The sequence below is a fragment of the Hymenobacter sp. BT491 genome, assembly GCF_014349165.1.
GTDB lineage: Bacteria > Bacteroidota > Bacteroidia > Cytophagales > Hymenobacteraceae > Hymenobacter > Hymenobacter jejuensis.
Genome location: NZ_JACSJJ010000007.1, coordinates 21,783 through 41,586, shown reverse-complemented (window position 1 = coordinate 41,586; position 19,804 = coordinate 21,783). Strand labels below are relative to the sequence as shown.

Sequence of the window (19,804 nt, the reverse complement as noted above, 5' to 3'; positions counted from 1 at the left end):
TAGTATAGGTACCTAGCGGAAGCCCTACTGTTAAAAATATGGCAAAGAGGCGAAAAGATCTTTTTTCGTCCTCCTAGCTTAACTCTTCGACATAGGAATTTACCTCTTACTTCGGGTCACGGCCAGGGCGACTACCAGTGGTAATCCAGGCTTGTAATTCCATGCGGTTGAAGTACAGCTTATTTCCACGTTTGGCATGGGGAATTTGCCGCGCCGACACTAAAGCGTAAAGGCGAGCCTTGCTTAAGCGAGTGATCTGCTGCGCCAGGTCGATCCCACCGACTTCCTGCATCTGAGTCGTCGCATGGGTCCGTAGGTGCTGGAGTACTTCCAACAGCAGCGCTTCCACATTACGCAGGCGGCTGTCCAAAACTTCGAAGGGATTGTCCATCGTTCAAGCATTTATTGACATAAGTTGATTGTACATCTTCCGTAGACAGAAGTAGCAAGCCATTCCCACAACGACTTCTGCTTAGTATGTGGCCGCTAAGGAAGGTAGTTACAACTGTTTATTAATTAAGCAGTTGTTGTACTTCTCCATTGCTCTTTCTCAGCCTGAATAGACAAGCAGGCTGGAAGTGAATACTTGCATCCTCGCCGTGCTACCCTCTCCAGTTTGAGTTGTAAGCGTTCCCAATAGGTGAGTTTATAGCATTTATACTCGTCCCGTTTCTTGAATGCTCGTTTACTGGGTGTGGCAAGAATTAGCTGTATCAGCTGTGTCAGGTTTGTTAAACGGAGCTCTAAGAAGGTGACAAAGCGGTCGGCTTGGCACGTGTCACCTTCTTAGAGCTCCTTTGAACGATGTGATAAGTCCATTTGCTTGTCAGTGTCACATTTATTGAACGGTGCAGCAGAAGTGTGACGCTCATTAATAAGCGCGACACATCGATTGTGGTTGTCCCATTCGCTTCCTGCAGGCGTGGCTGCGCCAACTCAAGCGGGAGGCAGGGCCCGTGTTCGTGTCCCTGCGCAAGGGCGAACGGATGACCGAGGCGCAGCTTTCCGATAAGAGCGTTAACGCCGTGGTGCAGCGTTACCTGGGCACCAGTTACTCCGACCACTCGCTGCGGGCTTACTTTGTCACGGTAGCCAAGCTGGCGGAGGACGATGACAGCGAAATTATGAACCAGACCAAGCATAAGACCAGTTCGATGATCCGGCACTACAACCGTCTGGATGATGTGCGCCGGCATAACGCGGCGCAGAAGTTAGGGCTTTAACAACTTAATTGAATAGCGTACTCTTGCTTTAGACCAAGATCGAATCACTATTGAAGATGCGAAATGTAACTTTCGTCCTATTCAATATATCATGAATGAGCTGAATACATTAACCCTGCTTAGCTTTTCAGAATATCATTATAGCAAGCTTTAAAGGGAATAATTAGAAATGAACATGTATATATCAGTAACTGCATCTGTATACACAAGGTTATACTAGCTCAAGTATACATAGCCAATACTTTGATGCTAAAACACTTGCTTGCTTGGAGGTAGAATGGCAACAGTTTGCCAAAAATATTAGCGTAAATTAGTGCGTATTTACTCCTTTTTTAGACAGAAGGAACCTTTCCCCAAGGCAATGGACAGAGATTACGGAACTATCCTTTCATTAACAAGCGACACACTTTCCGAACAGGTTCGAGCTCGCTCGCTTGAAGATTTTGCTCAAAGCTTCGGTTGGGTTCCAAGTGACATACTAGAAGAACCTTCCCTCTCAGCAGTTGCTAACGGCCATCTTATTGTTGAACATGGCCTTGAAACTTCCGCCGTTATATCTTTTTTAAGGACACCGTTTCGTGACTTAACAGCGCAAGACAAGAAAAAGCTAATATCGCTATCATACAACAATTTGATCGATTGGCATATTCAAGTAGATCCTAGTGATATAAGCTTTATTTATAATAGGGCCAAGACACCAGAAGTAGTTGAAAGCTTCCGACTTAGCCGTGATAAGTATGATTACTTACGTAGTAATGCTTTTGATAAAGTAACAGAAAGAAAGCCAAGTACCAATTTGCCATCCCTTGATAATGCTTTAATTAAGACAATTTCAAACTGGAAAAGGCTGCTTTCTGCAGAAATGAATTATGATGTACCAAATAAGGTGTTATCTGCACTATTTAATGCTATTATTTTTGCGAGAGCAGCTGAAGATCAGTATCGTTTTAGGAACTTTGTCTTATCAAATTCCAATGAAGTAAACGCGGTTCACTTTCACACTCTTCTTAGTACATGGAGAGAAGGAAATATCAATACTATCAGAGAGCTTATCATTCAAACAATTCATCAATTTGTAAAAGTAGTACCCGATTTTATTATCGATGAACCTGGGCTCGCTGTATTTGACGATCTTAACAAGTATACTGTAGCAGCACTTTTAAATGATTTCTATAGAAATAAATATGCTACATACTACGATTATGATTTTTCAATTATATCAAAGCATGCTCTCAGTAGAATATATGAAGGATATGTATCTGTATTAAGACTAGAAAACTCACCCCAAGGGAGCCTTTTCCCAGAACTTCCGAATGAAGAACGTGACCGCGCTTTTGGTAGTGTTTATACACCCCAGTATATAGCAAAGTTTTTTGCTAAATACATACGCCAATCAGTCCCAATTTCAATATTTAAGCAATTAAAAGTATGTGACCCAGCCTGTGGTTCTGGTATATTTCTAAGGACAGTCCTTGAAATGCAATCTGAACCTGAGGCAGGAGGATTCGACTTGGGTGCTATCAAGAACGCCTTTAGTAATGCGTCTGGTGTCGATGTTGACCAGAATGCAGCTCATGCAACTCAACTATCACTATCATTACTATACCTTGTTTTGACAGGAGTTTTACCGAGTAATTTAGATATAAAATCGGCTGAAGCAATAAAATATTTTAGTGCTAATATTCATTTAAACGAGACTTATGATGCTGTAATCGCTAACCCTCCCTATGTCGCTGTTGAAAAGCAAACTGCCGAGATGCAAGAAGTTATTTCAGATTTCCTTGGGCCTCATGGTAAAGGGAGAGTGGATATGTACATCCCTTTCTTGTCTATAGCGCTAAATATATTAAAACCGGGAGGATTTGGTTGCTTTGTGCTGCCACATAGCTTCCTTCTTTCTGAAAATGCAGCTCCTTTAAGGAGGCATATAGCCGAATCATCTATTATTCATTGTGTAGCAGATTTATCAGCAGTAAAAGTGTTTGGCGATGTTGGGATATATGTTGTGTTGATTATTTTTCAAAAAAATCCTCTCTACCATATCGGCCATCAATCAGCTACCATCGTGAAATGCCAGGAATTCCCTGGTCAAGCATTGCAGGATGTTCTTGACGACAGGGTGGTGGAAAATAAATTTTATAGTGTTTATAAAGCTGATCAAGATCTATTCAAACAAAACGAATGGATTTTACTGCCACCTATAAAAACCCAACTGCGTCAGAAATTATTAAATTTGCCGAAAATAAACCAGTTCTTAGCAATAAAACAAGGTATTATAACAGGAGCGGATAGCGTATTTATCAGAAAGAACGATCAAATACCTCATAAAGAAAAGATTATTTATACGCCTTTCCTGCGTGATAGAGACATGGTTCCATATAATATTGGAACAAGCGAGAGTTCTGTCTTCTACCCGTTTATCGAAGGCAGGAAGATAACTCAAGTTGAGCTAGAGAAGAATTTTCCTAAAACTTGGGCTCATCTATGCGCAAACGCAAGTATACTTCAAAAACGCAGCTCATTAGAACGTTATAGAAAAGAATGGTGGGAGCCTTTGTGGCCCCGTTCCCCCGATAAGCTGTTAATTCCTAAAATAATAAGCCCGCATTTGGCCTTTGTTCCGAGATTTTCCTGGGATAAAAATGGTGAATATGCCGTTTCTCGCTCTACGTTCCTTTCTCTTTTACCAGACATATATGGTCAAGACCAAGATGGACTTGAGCATGATATGCTACGGTATTTTCTTGCAATTCTAAATTCTTCAACTGCATTTTGGTACCTCTCATCCAATTCACATATATATCGTGGTGGTTATTTAATGTTAGAGCCAAAAAATTTAGCTGTATTGCCAGTGCCTGATCCTATAAAGGCAAATCCTAATACCTTGCTTGAGTTACTCAGCCTAGTTGACCTCAGAATGAGTATGACATCAAACAGTAACTTAGATGAGGCATTAATGCTCGAACGCTCTATTGACAATATAGTTGCTGAACTTTATGAACTTAATGTCAAGGAGAAAAGGGATGTGGGATTGTACACTAATTAACACTAATTAAATGTATTTAATTGAGCTATCTGATAAAGAAATAAAACGACGCTCATCTGAAATTAGAATACTACTAGGTATTCTCTTAACGAAAGAAGAAACAGCTAAACGAGGGGAAAAAACCACAATCTCATGTAATACTTATCCTCAAGCTCAACATTATATTTTAGGTACATACGATGGCTCGATTCCAAATAAATCTTATCGAGATTGGCGTTTTACATGCTACAATACTGAATTTAGATGCATGTATTTTGAAGATTGGGTTCCGTCTGATCTAGCCAAAACAAAGTGGGCACTTAATAACTTAAGCTTTAGCTTATTTCGTGTCCTAAGACAAAGTAGAGATGAAAGGGAAGTGTTAGCTATTCATTGCGAACCCAGAGAGACTGAACCTGCTGACAAAACCATCAAATCACATTATCAGTATAAACGGATTCCACATTTGCACGTAAGCTTAGCTACACAGCCTTTGCCTCATTCACATTTTGCTTTGCATCACACAAATGATATATCCATGATGAAAAACATAGAATCATTAACCTCCTTTATGAGAAATGTTTTAGTAATGATAAAGGATGAAGTCATCGATACAAACGATAAAGAATGGAAAATAAATACTTAAAACACACATATATAATATTTTGGACTTATATTGGTGAACAATGTAGTTGTAAACATGAAATTGCAGTAGATATGGACTACACTATTAGAATTTGCTTAAAATTTATCTAAGTAATAAGGTCTTATTTTGGCGAATTTGAAATATTAGGCATATATAGCGCCAGCTATTTTTAATATTTTTAATTATCACATCTCGATGGCTTATTTATTTATAGAGTGTAATATTTTATCTCAGCATGTCATTGACCATTCTAATCAACGCCTAGTTGCTATTATCCTATATAAGTAGTATTTCCGCGGCCATAACTATGTGCTATGCTTTTTAGGAAGTCAGCCGCTTCCTTTCCAAGAGTCCGAGATGCGACTAAATCTGCGTGGTTAAGCTCACAAATAAGCTAACGCTCAAACTAAAATAGAAAGGCATACAGGTTGTAGTTAAGTCGCCTTTAGACTACATCCTTTCTCCATTAGTTGGTCAAGTGCAGAGTTAACTTGAGGTAGCATACCTGGGTAATTTAGACTTTCCCTAAAAGATAGGCTCAAAGTTAGTTTGCCTGAGCGCATCAACCCGCAGGTCTAGCATTTGTTTAGAGACAGGGGCATGACCATTGTTCATAAGCAAGTGCAAATATTTCAATTAGAGGATAGTGTTTTACGTACTTTGCTCGCGGCACCAGTTTAGTGAACTGATTTTGGCTCCATTAGAGCCTTTTTCTTCGACTTTTGCAGCGAGTGAAGTTGTACAGAAAAACGAGGGTATATGTGCCAGCTTCTGTTACCTTGGGCCCTAGACTCAGAATGGCACCCTTACTCTCTCCCTTAACCGAAGAACAAAAGATCGAGCAGCTCGCCACCGAGCTGCAGGCCTACGGCAAGCGTGCCGCTGACACGTTATTTGCTCCCACTGATTTTTTCCAAGCCACTCGGTTGCACATCGTTAGGGACCCTGACGACGTAGCACGCTACCATAAAAAGGCTGGTTGCTACTTCGTTTTTAGTACGTTGCCCAAAACCCGGGTTCCGACCTTCAGCGATTACGGCCTCTTTGACAACTACCCGATCACGAAAGGTCCGCAAGTCTTTCGGTGCCTCTACAACGGTATTCATGGTAGTAGCGTTGGAGCGCGGCTTAAACAGCACCTGTTCAGCACGCAGACACCCGACCAGTTACGTATAGCGCCGCTCCGAAGAGGCGGCAAGGCGCGCACCCTAGCTGCAACAGGCGCCTTATCGCTTGAGCGCATTACGCCCGCAGAAATCAAGGAGCTTCGGCAGGAGTTTCCGGGATGTCACAGCCCAACAGCGGAAGGGAACCTCATTCACTGCCGACAACTAAAAACCGGCTCGCCAGCCCATTATCTCGGCATTGACGCGCGCTTGCTCAATGGCATCAACATCACCGAGTCTCAATGGCATAACGATGCTTTTGCTGTCATTGTGATCCCTGTTGTTGATCACAGCCTGCGTCCGTTACTCGAAGACGGTTTTCGTCGTCGCTTCGGCTGGCCTCCTTTGTGCAAGCGCTAAACCACCCGTGACTGCGGTGGTCAAGTGAGAACAGACAGTAACCTTAAGGTAGCTTATGGCACGGCCTACAATACTCAGGAGTCCGAGCAGTTACTCGGTGGCTGTCCGCTACACCCTGTAACTCCTTTCACCTGTTCAGTACCATGGCCGGTTCAATTAAAGGACCAGTGTCGGAGCGAACGCCATGAAGCGCCGTTGGGCAGCGATACAGGTTGTGCAGCTCTATAGGAGAATACCATAGCAAATCCTATTTTAGGTTCTGAACCCGGTACCCTTCCTTCCCAGTTGCTTCCCCTCCTCCTCACCCCTAACGGCAATGGCGACTACCCTTGTGCAGACCGAGCGGGATGCCCTCCTCTTCCTGGGCCTGCTGGCGTATGGCTTTACCCGATTCGATATCCCGGTAACGTACCCCTCCGAGGCGGCGCCTAGCCATGTGCTGGGACTGAACATCTTCGCGGCGATCGTTGATAACGTAGATGGCGAACTGCTCGCCCTGGAGCGCAACGCGATCCACGCCGAAGGCAGCCCGCTTCAGCACGGGGAGCAGCGCGCCTTGCGGACGGCGATCGCGCGGGTCAGTGCCAAGCGGCCCCGGCAGCCGGCCCAAGCGATCGAGGGCTACTACCGCTCGTCGATGTTCATGGGACCCGGGCACGAGCCCGATGACTTCTGCAACGCCGGCGCCACCCTGTATACCACGCTCGAGCCGTGTCCCATGTGCGCCAGTTCCGCGCTGGTGGCGCGCGTAAAACGGGTGAGCTATGTGTTAGCCGATCACAAATACGGTGGGGCTTGGCAACTGCTCAAGTCGAAGTTCTACGATAAGGACGAAGCAACGTACGCGCAGCTCGCGCTTTTGGGAACGGACAGCCCGGTGACGGGCCGGGCACTGCAGATTCACCAGGAACTGCTGACTCAGACCGACCAACTGCGAGTCGGCGGCATTCGCGATACCCACCTGCTGGACTTCTGCCGCCCGCAGCTGGAGCAAGCATTCCAAGTCTTGCAAGCCCTGCAGGGGGGCGACTTGGCTTCAGTAACCCCCGACGAGACCCGGAATGCGACCACGTTAACGCAGCTGCAACGTGCCTTGGGCATGCCGTTCGTCTAGCAGCCTCATCGAAACACTGGCGTGGCTAAATACGGGTTGTTCACTTAGAAGGAGCATTTGGCAAGACTGGTAATTGCATGTCATGCCCGCTAGTGGCTTCAGACTGCATAGCGAACCCCAAGGGGCACATTGCGAACGAGATGCGGGGACACGGAGAAGTCGCTAACGAAGTACACGCAAATGGTTGGTTCCGTAGAGCAATGGACTGTTCTAAGGGTCTGGTCTGACTACAGCGTGGAAATGGTGCCGGTCTTTACCCCCAAGTGGGCCAAGTAGCGGTAAATGGTGGCGCGTCCCACGCCCAACAGTTGGCCGATCTCGGGCACAGTCTTATCCTGCTGCAAATACAGCGTCTTGGCCGCCTGGGCCTTGCTCAGCGCTTCTTTGCTCAAGCCCTTGGGCCGCCCACCCTGCCGGCCCCGCGCTCGTGCGGCGGTGAGCCCGGCGTGGGTGCGCTCGCGGATCAGGTCGCGCTCGAACTCCGCGAGCGAGGCAAACAGGTTGAACATGAGCCTTCCCTGCGCGGTGGTCGTGTCCAAATGGTCCTGCAAGCTGACGAAGTGAATGCCTCGCTCCTGAAAGCCCGCCACCAGGGTCACCAGATCTTTCAAGGAGCGGCCCAGCCGATCCAGCTTCCATACCACTAAGGTGTCGCCTTTCCGCAACCCACTTATGAGTTGCTGCAGCTGGGGGCGTTCTTTCATCGAGGAGATTTTCTCCTGGACAATCGACGAGCAGCCATACGCCTGCAGAGCGTCTACTTGCAGGTGCAGTTGTTGGTCGGGGGTGCTCACGCGGGCGTAGCCACAAATCATAGTCGAGTTCTCAAGAAGTCAGCAAGCGCGAAGATAGCGAGACGTTGATTCCTGAGATCAACCTTTGAGACACTTTTTCGAAGGTTTTCGGAGGCGTTTCTTACCGGCGGGTTTGTCGCGGGAAAACGCCCGTTTTTCCACGACGGGCACAACATTGATCAATAATTAAATATTTGCTATATTAAGCTTGCTCTTGCATGCATGGGTATCCCCATGCATGCAGGAATACCCCAGCCTGAAAACCATCGGTAGCGTCGACGGGTCTGGCGTATTCCGTCGCGCTGTTGGACGGTGGTTGTGAAATCGTGCAGGAACGTTGCCCTTTTACTTCTTTTTTCAAAAACCGGAAAGGCCCGAATTGCCGCGCCACCGCCTTTCTCCTTCCCATAGCTACTTGCCTGCCCGAGTGGCGGGCTACGCCAGCGCGGGCCCTCCCTTCCGGACAGCACCGCTACGAGCGGCCTGTTCCCACCCATCGCCTTACCAGCACCAACGGCTAGTAAGCTAACGGCGATGCTCTACAACCGCAAAGTTCAGCAGGGGATCGCTTAGGCAGGAGTCAGGGGTGTAGGGCCGCTGCTACTTCCGGGCCAGCGACTCAACGACAGGGAAACGGTAAGACGAAGCGTGGACGTATGGAGCAATTTTCCTTTGATGCCCTGACGCGGCGCTTGGGCCAGACGACCTCGCGCCGTCAAGCACTGTACGCGATTGCCGCGGCCAGCCTGACGGGCGTGCGGGCCTTCATGGGAATTGGCTGCGGCTCGAAGCAAGACAACCCGTCGCCTGCGCCAGCACGCCGCCGAAGCGGCGGCCACAGCCCGGGCTAACTTTCTGGCCAACATGAGCCACGAAATCCGCACGCCCCTCAAAGGCGTGCTGGGCATCACCGCCCAGCTGGCCAAGACGCCCCTAGCCCCCCGTCAGCAAGAATTGCTGCGCATCGTGCAGGGGTCGGGTCGGCACCTGCTGGGCGTCCTTAACGACGTGCTGGACATGGCCAAAATCACCTCCGGCAAGCTGGAGCTGGCCCACGAGCCCTTTGACGTGTGCGAGATGCTGTTCCAGGCGGCGCAGCCGCTGTTCGTGCAGGCCCAGGAGAAGGGCATCGAAGTGGAAGCCATTCGCCTGCACGAGTCCTGCCCCAACCCGCAAGTCGTCGGCGACCCGCACCGCATCCGCCAGGTGGTGCTGAACCTGTTCTCCAACGCCATCAAGTTCACGCCCGCGGGCGGCAAAATCACGGCCGGCGGCTACCAGGTGGCCGAAACGGCCAAGGCGCTGACCATTGCGTTTCGCTTCACCGACACCGGCGTGGGCATCGCGCCCGACAAAGTGGAGCGCATCTTCGAGAACTTCACCCAGGCCTCCGCCGATACGGCGCGCCATTTCGGCGGCACGGGCTTGGGCTTGAGCATCAGCCGAGCGCTGGTGGAGCGGATGGGCGGCACGCTCACCGTGGATAGTACGCCGGGGGTAGGCAGCACGTTTGCGTTCCAACTCACGCTGCCCCGCGGCACGGCCCCGCCGCCGGTGCCCACCAGTCCGGAAACCGAGGGCGGCCGCCGGGGCCTGCAGGGCCGGCGGGTGCTGCTGGTGGAAGACAACGAAATCAACCGCCTGGTGGCCGGGCTGCTGCTGGAAGAGTGGGGCATCGCCTACGACGAAGCCGAAGACGGCCCCACCGCCATTGCCCAAGCGGCGGCCCACCCCTACGACGGGGTGCTGATGGACATCCAGATGCCGGGCATGAGCGGGCTGGAAGCCACCGCGGCCATTCGGGCCCTGCCCGATCCGGCGCGGGCGGCAGTGCCCGTCGTAGCCCTGACAGCCAACGCCTTCGAGGCGGACCGACAGCAGTGCCTGGCCGCCGGCATGCAGGCCTGCGTCTCTAAGCCCTTTGATGAAGCGCTGCTCTACCAAATCTTGACTGATCTGATGGTAGCGGACTAGAGTTGCTGGGTAGCGCCCGCGCGACCGAGCGGGTATTTTCGCAGGCCCGGCCCTACTCACTGGCGGCGGGGCGGCAAGGGCACGGGTCCCTGCTGGCGGCGCTGGAAACGGTCCTCTCCGCGCGGCCTCCACCCGAGCAGGAAGGTGACGCGGGGGCGCCGGGAGCCCGCCGGCCCTGGACGAACCCGCTTCGCTTTCCAACGCGTTGCGTGAGCGCGAGATCACGGTGGGCTTGTCCCGTATCTGGCTGGGTAGGCTTGCCACGAACGGAGCGGGCGGGCTTCAACTCCTTTACCGGGCGAGCGCGGCCAGTACCCGCAGGGCGGCGCGCACCCGCGTTTTGACCGTTCCCAAGGGCAGCTGCAGGTGCGCGGCGGCTTCCACGTGCGTCAGGCCGCCGAAAAAAAGCAAGTCCACCAAGCCCCTATCCCGGGGCGGCAATTGCGCCACCAACTCGCGCACGCCCACGTGGTCGGGGTTAAATGTCGGGCCACTGGCCTGACGCCACGCGGCCGCGCTGCCCGCCAAGGGTTCGGTGCGGCGAGCCAACTGCTGCTGGCGGGTGCGCAGCTGGTCTATGGCGGCGTGGCGGCACACGTTCAGGGCCCAGGTAAACACCCGCCCCCGGGACGGGTCGTAGGAGGCGCAGCCGGCCCAGATTTTGAGCATGGCCTCCTGGAGCACGTCCTCGGCCAAGCCCTCGTCGCGCACGATGCGCCAAATGATGCGGTAGAGCACCGGCCCGTAGCGGTCGTAGAACACGGTCATGGCCGCTGGTTCGCGCGCCTGCAGGCGTTGGACCAACTGGTCGTCGGGGGAGAAAGGCATGGGCAAATGCAGCGAGTTGGGTGGAGCAGGGTCCTACGGAAAAAGGCAACGGGTGGGCTACGCCGTGGGATGGATGGGCCGATTTGCGGGATGAACGGCAGTGCCCGGCCCTGGGCGGTGGGGGCCGGGCCGGGGAGCGTCAACTTCCGCCGCCGTTTTCCGTTGGAGAAGGCCTACCCGGGAATCAGAGTGCATGCTCAAGTTGGAGAAAATCAAGTGGGGCCGCGTGGCCCTGGCGTGGGCGCTGTTCACCGTGTTCATGGTCGCGCTGGTATATGCCCAGGCCCTGACCAGCGGCACCCGCGTGCCGTGGCGCACGGCCGTGCTCGGGCCCTTGGTTTACGGCGGGCTCTGGACGCTGCTTACGCCGGTCGTGTTTTGGCTGGCCGCCCGCTTCGACTTGACCGCCGGCCGGCGCCGCATGCTCCCTTACGCGCTGGTGCACGTGGGGAGTAGTGTGGCGCTCACGGCCGTGTTTCGCACCCTGTACGTGGCGCTGCTGTACCTGCTGGCCGTGCCCGGCACCGTGCTCTCGTGGGCTGCCATCTTGTCCAGCGTCAACGTCTGGGTGCCCGGGTATTGGATGCTGCTGGGGGTGGCCTACGCCCTGGACTTCTCCGGCCGCTACCAGCGCCGCAACCTTGACGCCGCCCGCCTGGAAGTGCAGCTCGTCCACGCCCAGCTGCAGGCCCTGAAAATGCAGCTTCAGCCCCATTTTCTGTTCAACACGCTCAACGCCATTGCCACGCTCATCGGCGACGACCCCCAGGCGGCCCAGCGCATGACGGCCAAGTTGGGCGCGTTTTTGCGCTTGATACTGGACCATACCGACGAGCAGCAGATCCCGTTGGCCCAGGAGCTGCAATTCACGGGATTGTACCTGGACATGGAGCAAATCCGCTTTGCCGACCGCCTCGCCATCACCTACGAGCTGGACCCGGCCGCGCTGCCAGCACTGGTGCCCAACTTGCTGTTGCAGCCACTCGTGGAGAACGCCGTCAAGCACGGGCTGGCTTCCGCTACAGGGGCCGGGGCCATTCACATCCAGGCCGAGCGGCAGGGCGAGCGCCTCGTGTTGCACGTGCGCGACAACGGCCCGGGCACCGACCGGACCGGGCCGCGGGGCATTGGCCTGCGCAACAGCGAAGACCGGTTGCGCGCGCTTTACGGCGCGTACTATGCCTTGACCATCCACACGGCTCCGGCGCAAGGCTTTGCCGTGCGCATTGAACTGCCGTATCAGCCCCACTCCTAACTGCTTTGCCTTGGCCCCTGTAGAGCCCATTCGTACGCTGATTGTGGATGACGAACCGCTGGCCCGCCGCCGCTTGGGACAGCTGTTGGCCGCTGCGCCCGGCTACGTGGTCGCCGGCGAATGCAGCAACGGCACCGAAGCGGTAGCGTGGCTGGAAGGCGAGGCCGGCGTCGACTTGGTGTTTCTGGACGTGCAAATGCCCGACTTGAGCGGCCTGGAAGTGCTGCAGCGGGTGCGGGGCCGGTCCTTGCCGCTCGTCGTGTTCGTCACGGCCTACGACCAGTACACGCTGCAGGCCTTCGAAGCCCGGGCGATCGATTATTTGCTTAAGCCCTTGGACCCCGACCGGTTTACGGCGTGCCTGGCGCATGCCCGCCACATGTTGGACCAGCGCAGCGCCCATCAGACCCGCCACCATCTCACGGCCTTGCTGCGCGCGTGGCCGCAGCAGGAGCCCGCCCCTGCCCCCGCGCCGGGAGCCGATCAGTTTTTGCTCAAGCACCAGGGGCGCTTATACTTTGTCAAAGCCGACCAGGTGCTGTATCTGGAGTCGAAGGGCAATTACGTAACGCTGCACACGCCGGGCCAACAGCACCTGCTGCGCACGACGCTCAGCCAACTCGAAGGCAAGCTCAACTCGAGGGTATTCCTGCGCATCCACCGCTCGGTTATCGTTAACTCGGCTTACATCAAGGAATTGCGACCGTGGTCGCACGGCGAGTACCTGATTACCCTGCACGACGACACGCACCTAACCTCTTCGCGCAGCTACACCCAAGACATCCAGCGCTTTCTCCAGCGCTTTGCCTCGTAACCCCCCCTCCCCGCTCCCGCGCCGACAGCCCATCACGCCGCGCGAACACGGCAACTCGGCCCCAAAAGCAGCCGCTTCGTCCCGCCCGCAGCCCAAGGGCGGGCTGCGGGCCGTATGCAATTCCAACCAAGCGGGCCTGACCGGCGGCTCGGGGCAGGTCGGGCCCGCTTAGGCGAACCGCCCGGCCTGAATGTTTCATCTTTTCCTACCGCACCCCATGCCCAGCACCTCCGACACGCAGCTTCAGGCCCTTCTGGACCAATTGGCCTGGGGCGCAGCCAACGCCCCACAACGCCCCACAACGCGCGCAACAAACCCACGCTGAAAAACGCCGTGGAGGACTTTGTCGCCCGGCCCGCCGCGGCCCGCGCATCGATTTGGTCAACGCCGACCTGAGCGGGTTGCCGCCCGCGTTGGTCCTCACGGCGGAGCTGGACGTGCTGCGGGCCCAGCGCCTCAAGGCGGCCCGCGTGCCCACCAAGCACGGGTGCTACCCCGGCATGACGCACGAATTCTTCGGCACCGCAGGCGTGGCCGATACGGCCAAGAACGCCTTAGCTGAAGCCGCCAACGGCCTAAAGGCCGCGTTTAGTGTCGTGCCGGCTTCGCACCGCTCAACCCTATAAGGCATTGATAATAAATAACTTACAACTGTTTCTTAAGTAGTCTAAAAACAGCTTTCTTTCTCCCTAATACGAACATGAAAACAAACAACTGCGTGGCACTCAGACTCCGGGGCCGAAGCTTCCTGCACGGCATGATCGTGCTGTTGGCCCTCGCCTTCTCCGCTTGTAACGACGATGATGGCGCTTCGCCCGTCACGACTATCATGCCCAAAGGCCCCAAACCCGAATGGGGGCCGACCATCAAGCCCGAGATGCAAACCGTCATCGAGAAGCTGGACGAGCTGAGCAAAGGCGTGCCGCTGTACACGCTCACGCCGCAGCAGGCCCGCCTGGCCCCGTCGGCCACCGACGCCGTGATGGCCGTGATGAAGGATTATAACCTCCCGATGCCCACGCCCCTGGTGGATACCACGGGGCAGCGCATTCCCGTGGCGGGCGGCACCATTCGGGTGCGCATCTACACGCCCAAAAACGCGGCGGCTTCCAACCCGGGCCTCGTGTACTACCAAGGCGGGGGCTGGGTGATTGCCAACCTGAACACCTACGATCCGTCGGCCCGCGCGTTGGCGGAGCAAACGGGCGCGGTGGTGGTGTCGGTGCAGTACCGCAAGGCGCCGGAAAACAAGTACCCCACGGCCCACAACGACGCTTTCGCGGCCTATCGCTGGGTGCGCGACAACGCTACTGCTTTGAAAATCAACGCGCAGCGCATTGCCGTGGCCGGCGAGAGCGCGGGCGGCAACCTCGCCGCTGCCGTGTGCCTGATGGCCCGCGACGCGAGCGTGCCCCTGCCGGTGCACCAACTGTTGGTGTACCCCATCGCCCGCTACGACATGACCACGCCCTCCTACGCGCAGTACGCCACCGCCAAACCGCTGAGCAAGCCGCTGATGCAGTGGTTTTTCGACAAATACCTCAACTCGGCCGCCGACGGGGCCAGCCCGCTGATTTCGCTGGTGAACGCGCCTAACCTGACGGGGTTGCCTCCAGCCACCGTCATCAACGCCGAAATTGACCCGCTGCAAAGCGAAGGACAAGAGTATGCCGCCAAGCTCAAGGCCGCGGGCGTCGCCGTCACGTCCAAAGTGTACGCCGGCGTCACGCACGAGTTCTTCGGCATGGCCCCGGTAGTGCCCGAGGCCCAAGAAGCCCAGGCGCTGGCCGCCGCCGAACTGAAAAAGAGCTTTCAGTAAGTTTCATTGGCTTAGGGCCCGGCCTTTTGGTAGCAGCGGGGGATACGGACGCCCGGTGGCCGTCTCGCTCCATTCCCCGGGGAACCTCCCAGGGCTACACCGCCAAAACGTTTGCCCAGCCCCGGCGCCGCGTGCCCCGCCCCGACGAGTACTTGCAAAAAGACAAGCCCGGCTGTGAGCGCACCACCCAGGGGCAACCAGAGAATGCACCTCCCCCGAACAGCCCCGACTTACCGCGCTCCCCTGGAAAAATCCGTCGCCTCGGCAGCGCTGGCGGGCGAACCGCTTTGCTTTGTTGCTTTTCACGCTGACGACCTGCGCGGGATTGGCCGTCAAGTATTGGTTCTGCCGAAGCCCTGAACCTAGAAAAGCCCCGGCATACGTCGGGGCTTTTTTAGGTCGCGTGGTGCCCGGCGGCTGTGCCTTTTTATTCCTGGTTTGGGCAGCGCCCCACGTCGTCGATCAACCTGTAACATTGCAGTATTCCCGATCGACTAACTCCCGCACTTGCGCTTGTCAATACGCTCCTTGCTCCTGCTCGGCGACATCAGCGGTCTTTTGTCTACGGTAGGGGTAACGCTTTTAGCAGGGAGCCTAGTAATGGCAGCCGGGAGGGTGGCTGCTCACGGGGTCCCGGTTGCCAAACGGGCCTCTACACCTTATGAGCCGGGTTCTGCCCTTGCACTAGCGGCAGTAAGGGGAGTTGTCACGCTGCTGGGCCTCGCCTTTCTTGTGTAGACGCGAATTCCAGAAGCTGTCTTCGGCTTTGCTTACCGCCGCGTGAGGAAAACCGAAGGGCAATGCCCTGACCGAGCCGCGAGCGTAGAAAATGGGTTACTCCGGGCAGGTACCATTCTTCAGCCCCGTGCCCAAACCGCTGGCCCGGCCCCGTACGTACGTAGCTTTCTTTTGGCGCGGGCAACGGGTGGTATATGGCAATTTCTCAGGAAGCATTCCAGGCTTTGCCGCTGCTGAAGCAAATCAGCTTGGTTTCTTTGGACGGCCTCTTTTTGACCATCCGCCGCGACGGCCCCGACCTGGTCAGCCTGTTTCACCTGCCCGGCGGCTTTTTTGCCGAAGTGTACTACAACCCCATCATTTACGAGATACGCACCTTTACCAGTTGGGCATTCTTAGAACCGTATGTTACGCATGTTGATTTAAGCGAGTTGCCGTTGTAACTACGTCTTGGTTAGTAGGGAGTTGGAGCCCCGACCACCGAGCGGCCGCCCGTTTAACCTTTGTACCAAACTTTTACCCAAGGCCATAGTAGTCCAAATACCCTACTGCTATTTTCTCTGCCCGCCTCTCCTGCGTTGTGAGACTGGTGATATTGAGGTTAATGCTATGTCCAGCTTAGCAAGACCACCTCAACAAGTGGGCTACTTTTGAGGGCGTAACGATTCGGACTTAAATCCGCCGTCGCATTTACATCGTTTGTCGGGCAACGTCTCGGCGGTTGTGGCTGCCATAACGGAATAACTATGCGTCCTTTTTCGGTCCATCATCCCTAGCTCCCCCTGTTGTAAATTGCCAAAATTTCTTTTTTTCAATACTTCCCCTATATGCGAACAGTACTACTCGTTGCCTTTCTTTGCGTAGTATCCGCATCCGTATTTGCCCAGAAACTCACCGGGCAGGTTGTAGACAGTACCTCATCGCAACCGATTGTGGGGGCCACCGTGCAGGTAAAACGTACGCAGGCGGGTACGCTCACGAATGCCACGGGCACGTTCACGCTCACCAATCTGCAGCCCGCCGACGTACTAGTTTTTACCTCCCTGGGCTTCAAATCGCAGGAAATTCAGTATACGGGCCAAACCAACATGACGGTTAAGCTAGTTGTGGGCCTTGTTCTTAACGAGGTCGTTGTGACGGCCCTGGGGCTGGAGCGCAACGCCCAGAGCCTGGGCTACGCGGTGCAGAAACTAGATAGCCGGCAGGTTAGCGAGGTGAAAGCTGCCAACTTTCTCGACAATCTGGCGGGCAAGGTAGCGGGCGTCATGGTCACGGCCGGCTCAACGGGGGTGGGGGCGTCGTCGCGCATTACCATCCGGGGCGAATCGTCCTTCACCAACAACAATCCGCTCTTTGTGGTCGACGGTATTATTATCAACAACGCCACGGTGGTCAACCGGGTCGACGACGATGCCAACGGGTTTCAGGAAATCGATTTCGGCAACGGGGCCGGGGAAATTAACCCCGACGACGTGGCGTCGGTATCGGTGCTGAAAGGACCCAGCGCGGCCGCCCTTTACGGCACCCGGGCGGCCAATGGGGTCATCCTGATTACGACCAAAGACGGTTCGGGGGCGGGCAAAGGCATTGGCGTGAGCTTCAACAGCACCTTCTACGCCGAGCAGCCGTTTCAGCTGCCCCAGTTTCAGAACAGCTACGGGCAGGGCAACAGCGGGGCATTCAAGTACGGCGACGGCCTGGGCGGGGGTGTCAACGACAACATTTCGTACAGCTACGGCCCGAAGCTGGACGCGGGCGTGTTGACGCCGCAGTACGACAGCCCCGTAACCCTGCCCAACGGCCAGGTGGTGCGCGGCGCCGATACGAAGCTTTACAGCGGACTCCCCGTCACCCCGACGCCGTTTGTGTCGCACCCCAACAACCTGCGCGATTTTTACCAGACGGGGCATACAGCCATCAACAACCTGGCAGTGTCGGGCGACTATAACAAAGGCAGCTACCGGCTCTCCTACACGGACCTCAACAGCCAGTCGATTATTCCGGGCGTGGACCTGAAGCGCAAAACCCTGGCCGCCCGGCTGCAGTTCGACCCGACCCGGCGGCTAAAGATTAGCTCCTCGATTAACTACATCAACAGCGGCAGCGACAACCGCCCCGCGACCAAGTACGGTTCGGAAAACACCAACTACGCCCTGAGTGCCTGGTTGGGCCGGCAAACCGATATCAACTCCATGAAACAGTACTGGCAGCCGGGGCTGGAGGGTATTCAGCAGTTTTCCTACAACTACACCTACTTCGACAACCCGTATTTTACGCTCTACGAAAACCAGAATTCGTTTAACCGCGACCGCCTCATCGGCAATCTGGCCCTGACGGCCGAACTGGTCAACAACCTGACGCTGCTGGTGCGGAGCAGCATGGACTACTCCAATGAGAACCGCCAGTATCGGCGGGCCTTCAGCAGCAACCGCTTCAAGAGCGGCGCTTACGCCGAGAACGGCGTTTTTTTTCGGGAAATCAACACCGACTTCCTGCTGAACTACACCCGCAGCTTGGGGCCGCTCTCGCTCGATGTATCGGCCGGGGGCAACCGCCTGGACCAAGCGACCTCATTCGACCAATACCAAGCGCTGACGCTGGCGCAGCCGGGCGTGTTCAAGCTCAACAACGCTGCCTCGCCGGTGGAGGTGTACCAGCAGAGTGGCCGCAAGCGCATCAACAGCCTGTATGCCCTAGCCAAGCTGGGGTATAAAAACCTCTTGTTTGTCGACATCACCGGGCGCAACGACTGGTCGAGCGCCCTGGCTACGCCAACTTCTACGGCCAATACGGCCTTCTTCTACCCGTCGGCATCGGCCAGCTGGGTGCTGTCGAACCAGTTCCAGCTGCCCGCGGTCGTGTCATTCGCCAAAGTACGGGCCAGCGCCGCCAACGTCAGCAACGACACCGGTCCGTATCAGACCGCGGGGGTATACACCGCCCGGAACCCGGTTTTTTCGCAGCCTGCTTTCGGCGCCCAGAGCAGTATTGCCAATACAAACCTGAAACCGGAATCCATCACCTCGCTGGAAGTAGGAGCGGATGTCCGCTTTTTTAACGACCGGCTGGGTTTCGACCTGACCTATTACGATTCCCGCACCAGCAACCAGATTCTGTCGCTGCCCATCGCCATCTCGACGGGCTACAGCGAACGGGTCATCAACGGGGGTGAGGTGCGGTCGCGGGGCCTCGAGGCGGTGGTGAACGCCACGCCCGTGCAGGCGAACCGCTTCCGGTGGAATGTGAACCTGAATTTCAGCCGGAACCGGACCACCGTGGTGTCCCTGCCCGCAGAAGCCGGTACCTTGACGCTGGGCTACAACCGCATCTACGACAACGTGAACCAGACGGTCTGGTACCAGGTGCGGCAGGGCGACCGCATGGGCGATATGTGGGGCACGGGCTACCTGCGCAGCCCGCAGGGCGACTTCATCGTGGGCAGCAACGGGCAGTACATTGCCGACAACACGCTGAAGAAGCTGGGCAACTACAACCCCGACTTCATGGTGGGGCTGTCGAATCAGTTCAGCGTGGGCGATTTTAATCTCGGCTTTCTGCTCGACTGGCGGCAGGGCGGCATTCTGGTGTCGCGCACGCTGGCTCTGGCCGGCGTGGCGGGTCAGCTCATTGAAACGGCCGACCGGCCCGATGCGGGCATCATAGCCAAAGGCATGGTGAACATCGGTACTCCCGAAAACCCGAACTACCAGCCTAATACGAAGGCCATTCCGGCCGAAACCTACTACCGGATGTATTATGACCGCAACAACGAGGAGAACAGCACCTACAATGCCTCGTATGTCAAGTTACGGGAAGTGACCATCGGCTATACCGTGCCTCAAACGGCCTGGCTGACCAACAAGCTGCACACGCAGCGGCTGACCGTGGCCCTGGTCGGACGGAACCTGCTGGCCCTCTCGCACATCCCGCACTTCGACCCCGAGCAGACCTCGTTCCAACAAAACCAACTGCAGACCGGCGTCGAGGACATGACCTACCCCACCACCCGTAACCTGGGCTTGAAGCTGAGCGCGAACTTTTAAGCTCT

General features: G+C 55.4%; 17 protein-coding genes. 14 read left to right on the top strand and 3 right to left on the bottom strand.

Features of this window, described 5'->3' with window-relative positions; all coding sequences use genetic code 11:
• Positions 1–106: 106 nt before the first annotated feature.
• Complete coding sequence (locus H9I52_RS21255; RefSeq protein ID WP_187455526.1) at positions 107–391, bottom strand: helix-turn-helix domain-containing protein; 285 nt, start codon at positions 389–391, stop codon at positions 107–109.
• A 571-nt stretch (positions 392–962) separates the two neighbouring features.
• On the opposite strand from H9I52_RS21255, the gene H9I52_RS21250 reads away from it, so the two are divergent.
• The 5 genes from H9I52_RS21250 to H9I52_RS21230 all read left to right on the top strand — a co-directional run bounded on the left by H9I52_RS21250 (position 963) and on the right by H9I52_RS21230 (position 7,534).
• On the top strand, positions 963–1,223 hold the full coding sequence (locus H9I52_RS21250) for a hypothetical protein (protein WP_187455525.1): 261 nt from the start codon (positions 963–965) through the stop codon (positions 1,221–1,223).
• 361 nt (positions 1,224–1,584) lie between these two features.
• The gene (locus tag H9I52_RS21245) at positions 1,585–4,269 is read left to right on the top strand and encodes a class I SAM-dependent DNA methyltransferase (RefSeq protein WP_187455524.1); all 2,685 of its coding nucleotides are present in this window, start codon (positions 1,585–1,587) and stop codon (positions 4,267–4,269) included.
• 10 nt (positions 4,270–4,279) lie between these two features.
• Entirely contained in the window at positions 4,280–4,894 is a 615-nt protein-coding gene (locus H9I52_RS21240; RefSeq protein WP_187455523.1) for a hypothetical protein, read from the top strand.
• Positions 4,895–5,691: 797 nt separating this feature from the next.
• Positions 5,692–6,420, top strand: coding sequence for a hypothetical protein (locus H9I52_RS21235; RefSeq protein ID WP_187455522.1), 729 nt, complete (start codon positions 5,692–5,694; stop codon positions 6,418–6,420).
• Positions 6,421–6,736: 316 nt separating this feature from the next.
• On the top strand, positions 6,737–7,534 hold the full coding sequence (locus tag H9I52_RS21230) for a nucleoside deaminase (protein WP_187455521.1): 798 nt from the start codon (positions 6,737–6,739) through the stop codon (positions 7,532–7,534).
• 227 nt (positions 7,535–7,761) lie between these two features.
• Here the strand turns inward: H9I52_RS21230 and H9I52_RS21225 are convergent, their stop codons facing one another.
• Complete coding sequence (locus tag H9I52_RS21225; protein ID WP_187455520.1) at positions 7,762–8,349, bottom strand: recombinase family protein; 588 nt, start codon at positions 8,347–8,349, stop codon at positions 7,762–7,764.
• 635 nt (positions 8,350–8,984) lie between these two features.
• On the opposite strand from H9I52_RS21225, the gene H9I52_RS21220 reads away from it, so the two are divergent.
• Together H9I52_RS21220 and H9I52_RS21215 are read left to right on the top strand one after the other, a co-directional pair.
• On the top strand, positions 8,985–9,179 hold the full coding sequence (locus H9I52_RS21220; RefSeq protein WP_187455519.1) for a hypothetical protein: 195 nt from the start codon (positions 8,985–8,987) through the stop codon (positions 9,177–9,179).
• Between the two features lie 13 nt (positions 9,180–9,192).
• The gene (locus H9I52_RS21215; protein WP_187455518.1) at positions 9,193–10,302 is read left to right on the top strand and encodes an ATP-binding protein; all 1,110 of its coding nucleotides are present in this window, start codon (positions 9,193–9,195) and stop codon (positions 10,300–10,302) included.
• Between the two features lie 291 nt (positions 10,303–10,593).
• Here the strand turns inward: H9I52_RS21215 and H9I52_RS21210 are convergent, their stop codons facing one another.
• Positions 10,594–11,130 (bottom strand): RNA polymerase sigma factor, encoded by a 537-nt coding sequence (locus tag H9I52_RS21210; protein ID WP_187455517.1) that lies wholly within the window; start codon positions 11,128–11,130, stop codon positions 10,594–10,596.
• 193 nt (positions 11,131–11,323) lie between these two features.
• Between H9I52_RS21210 and H9I52_RS21205 the strand changes: the two genes are divergently transcribed.
• From H9I52_RS21205 to H9I52_RS21175, 7 genes are all read left to right on the top strand, one after another.
• A complete protein-coding gene (locus H9I52_RS21205) occupies positions 11,324–12,385 on the top strand; it encodes a sensor histidine kinase (RefSeq protein ID WP_187455516.1) in 1,062 nt (353 codons plus the stop codon).
• 10 nt (positions 12,386–12,395) lie between these two features.
• On the top strand, positions 12,396–13,199 hold the full coding sequence (locus H9I52_RS21200) for a LytR/AlgR family response regulator transcription factor (protein WP_187455515.1): 804 nt from the start codon (positions 12,396–12,398) through the stop codon (positions 13,197–13,199).
• A complete protein-coding gene (locus H9I52_RS21195) occupies positions 13,189–13,371 on the top strand; it encodes a hypothetical protein (RefSeq protein WP_187455514.1) in 183 nt (60 codons plus the stop codon). The genes H9I52_RS21200 and H9I52_RS21195 overlap by 11 nt, the downstream gene beginning before the upstream one ends.
• 25 nt (positions 13,372–13,396) lie before the next feature.
• The gene (locus H9I52_RS23280) at positions 13,397–13,825 is read left to right on the top strand and encodes an alpha/beta hydrolase (protein ID WP_187455555.1); all 429 of its coding nucleotides are present in this window, start codon (positions 13,397–13,399) and stop codon (positions 13,823–13,825) included.
• A 92-nt stretch (positions 13,826–13,917) separates the two neighbouring features.
• Positions 13,918–15,018 (top strand): alpha/beta hydrolase, encoded by a 1,101-nt coding sequence (locus H9I52_RS21185; protein ID WP_316248062.1) that lies wholly within the window; start codon positions 13,918–13,920, stop codon positions 15,016–15,018.
• Between the two features lie 932 nt (positions 15,019–15,950).
• The gene (locus H9I52_RS21180) at positions 15,951–16,199 is read left to right on the top strand and encodes a hypothetical protein (RefSeq protein ID WP_187455512.1); all 249 of its coding nucleotides are present in this window, start codon (positions 15,951–15,953) and stop codon (positions 16,197–16,199) included.
• Between the two features lie 384 nt (positions 16,200–16,583).
• Positions 16,584–19,799: a SusC/RagA family TonB-linked outer membrane protein gene (locus tag H9I52_RS21175; protein WP_187455511.1), complete on the top strand. Its 3,216-nt coding sequence runs from the start codon at positions 16,584–16,586 to the stop codon at positions 19,797–19,799.
• The last annotated feature ends 5 nt before the right edge of the window (positions 19,800–19,804 follow it).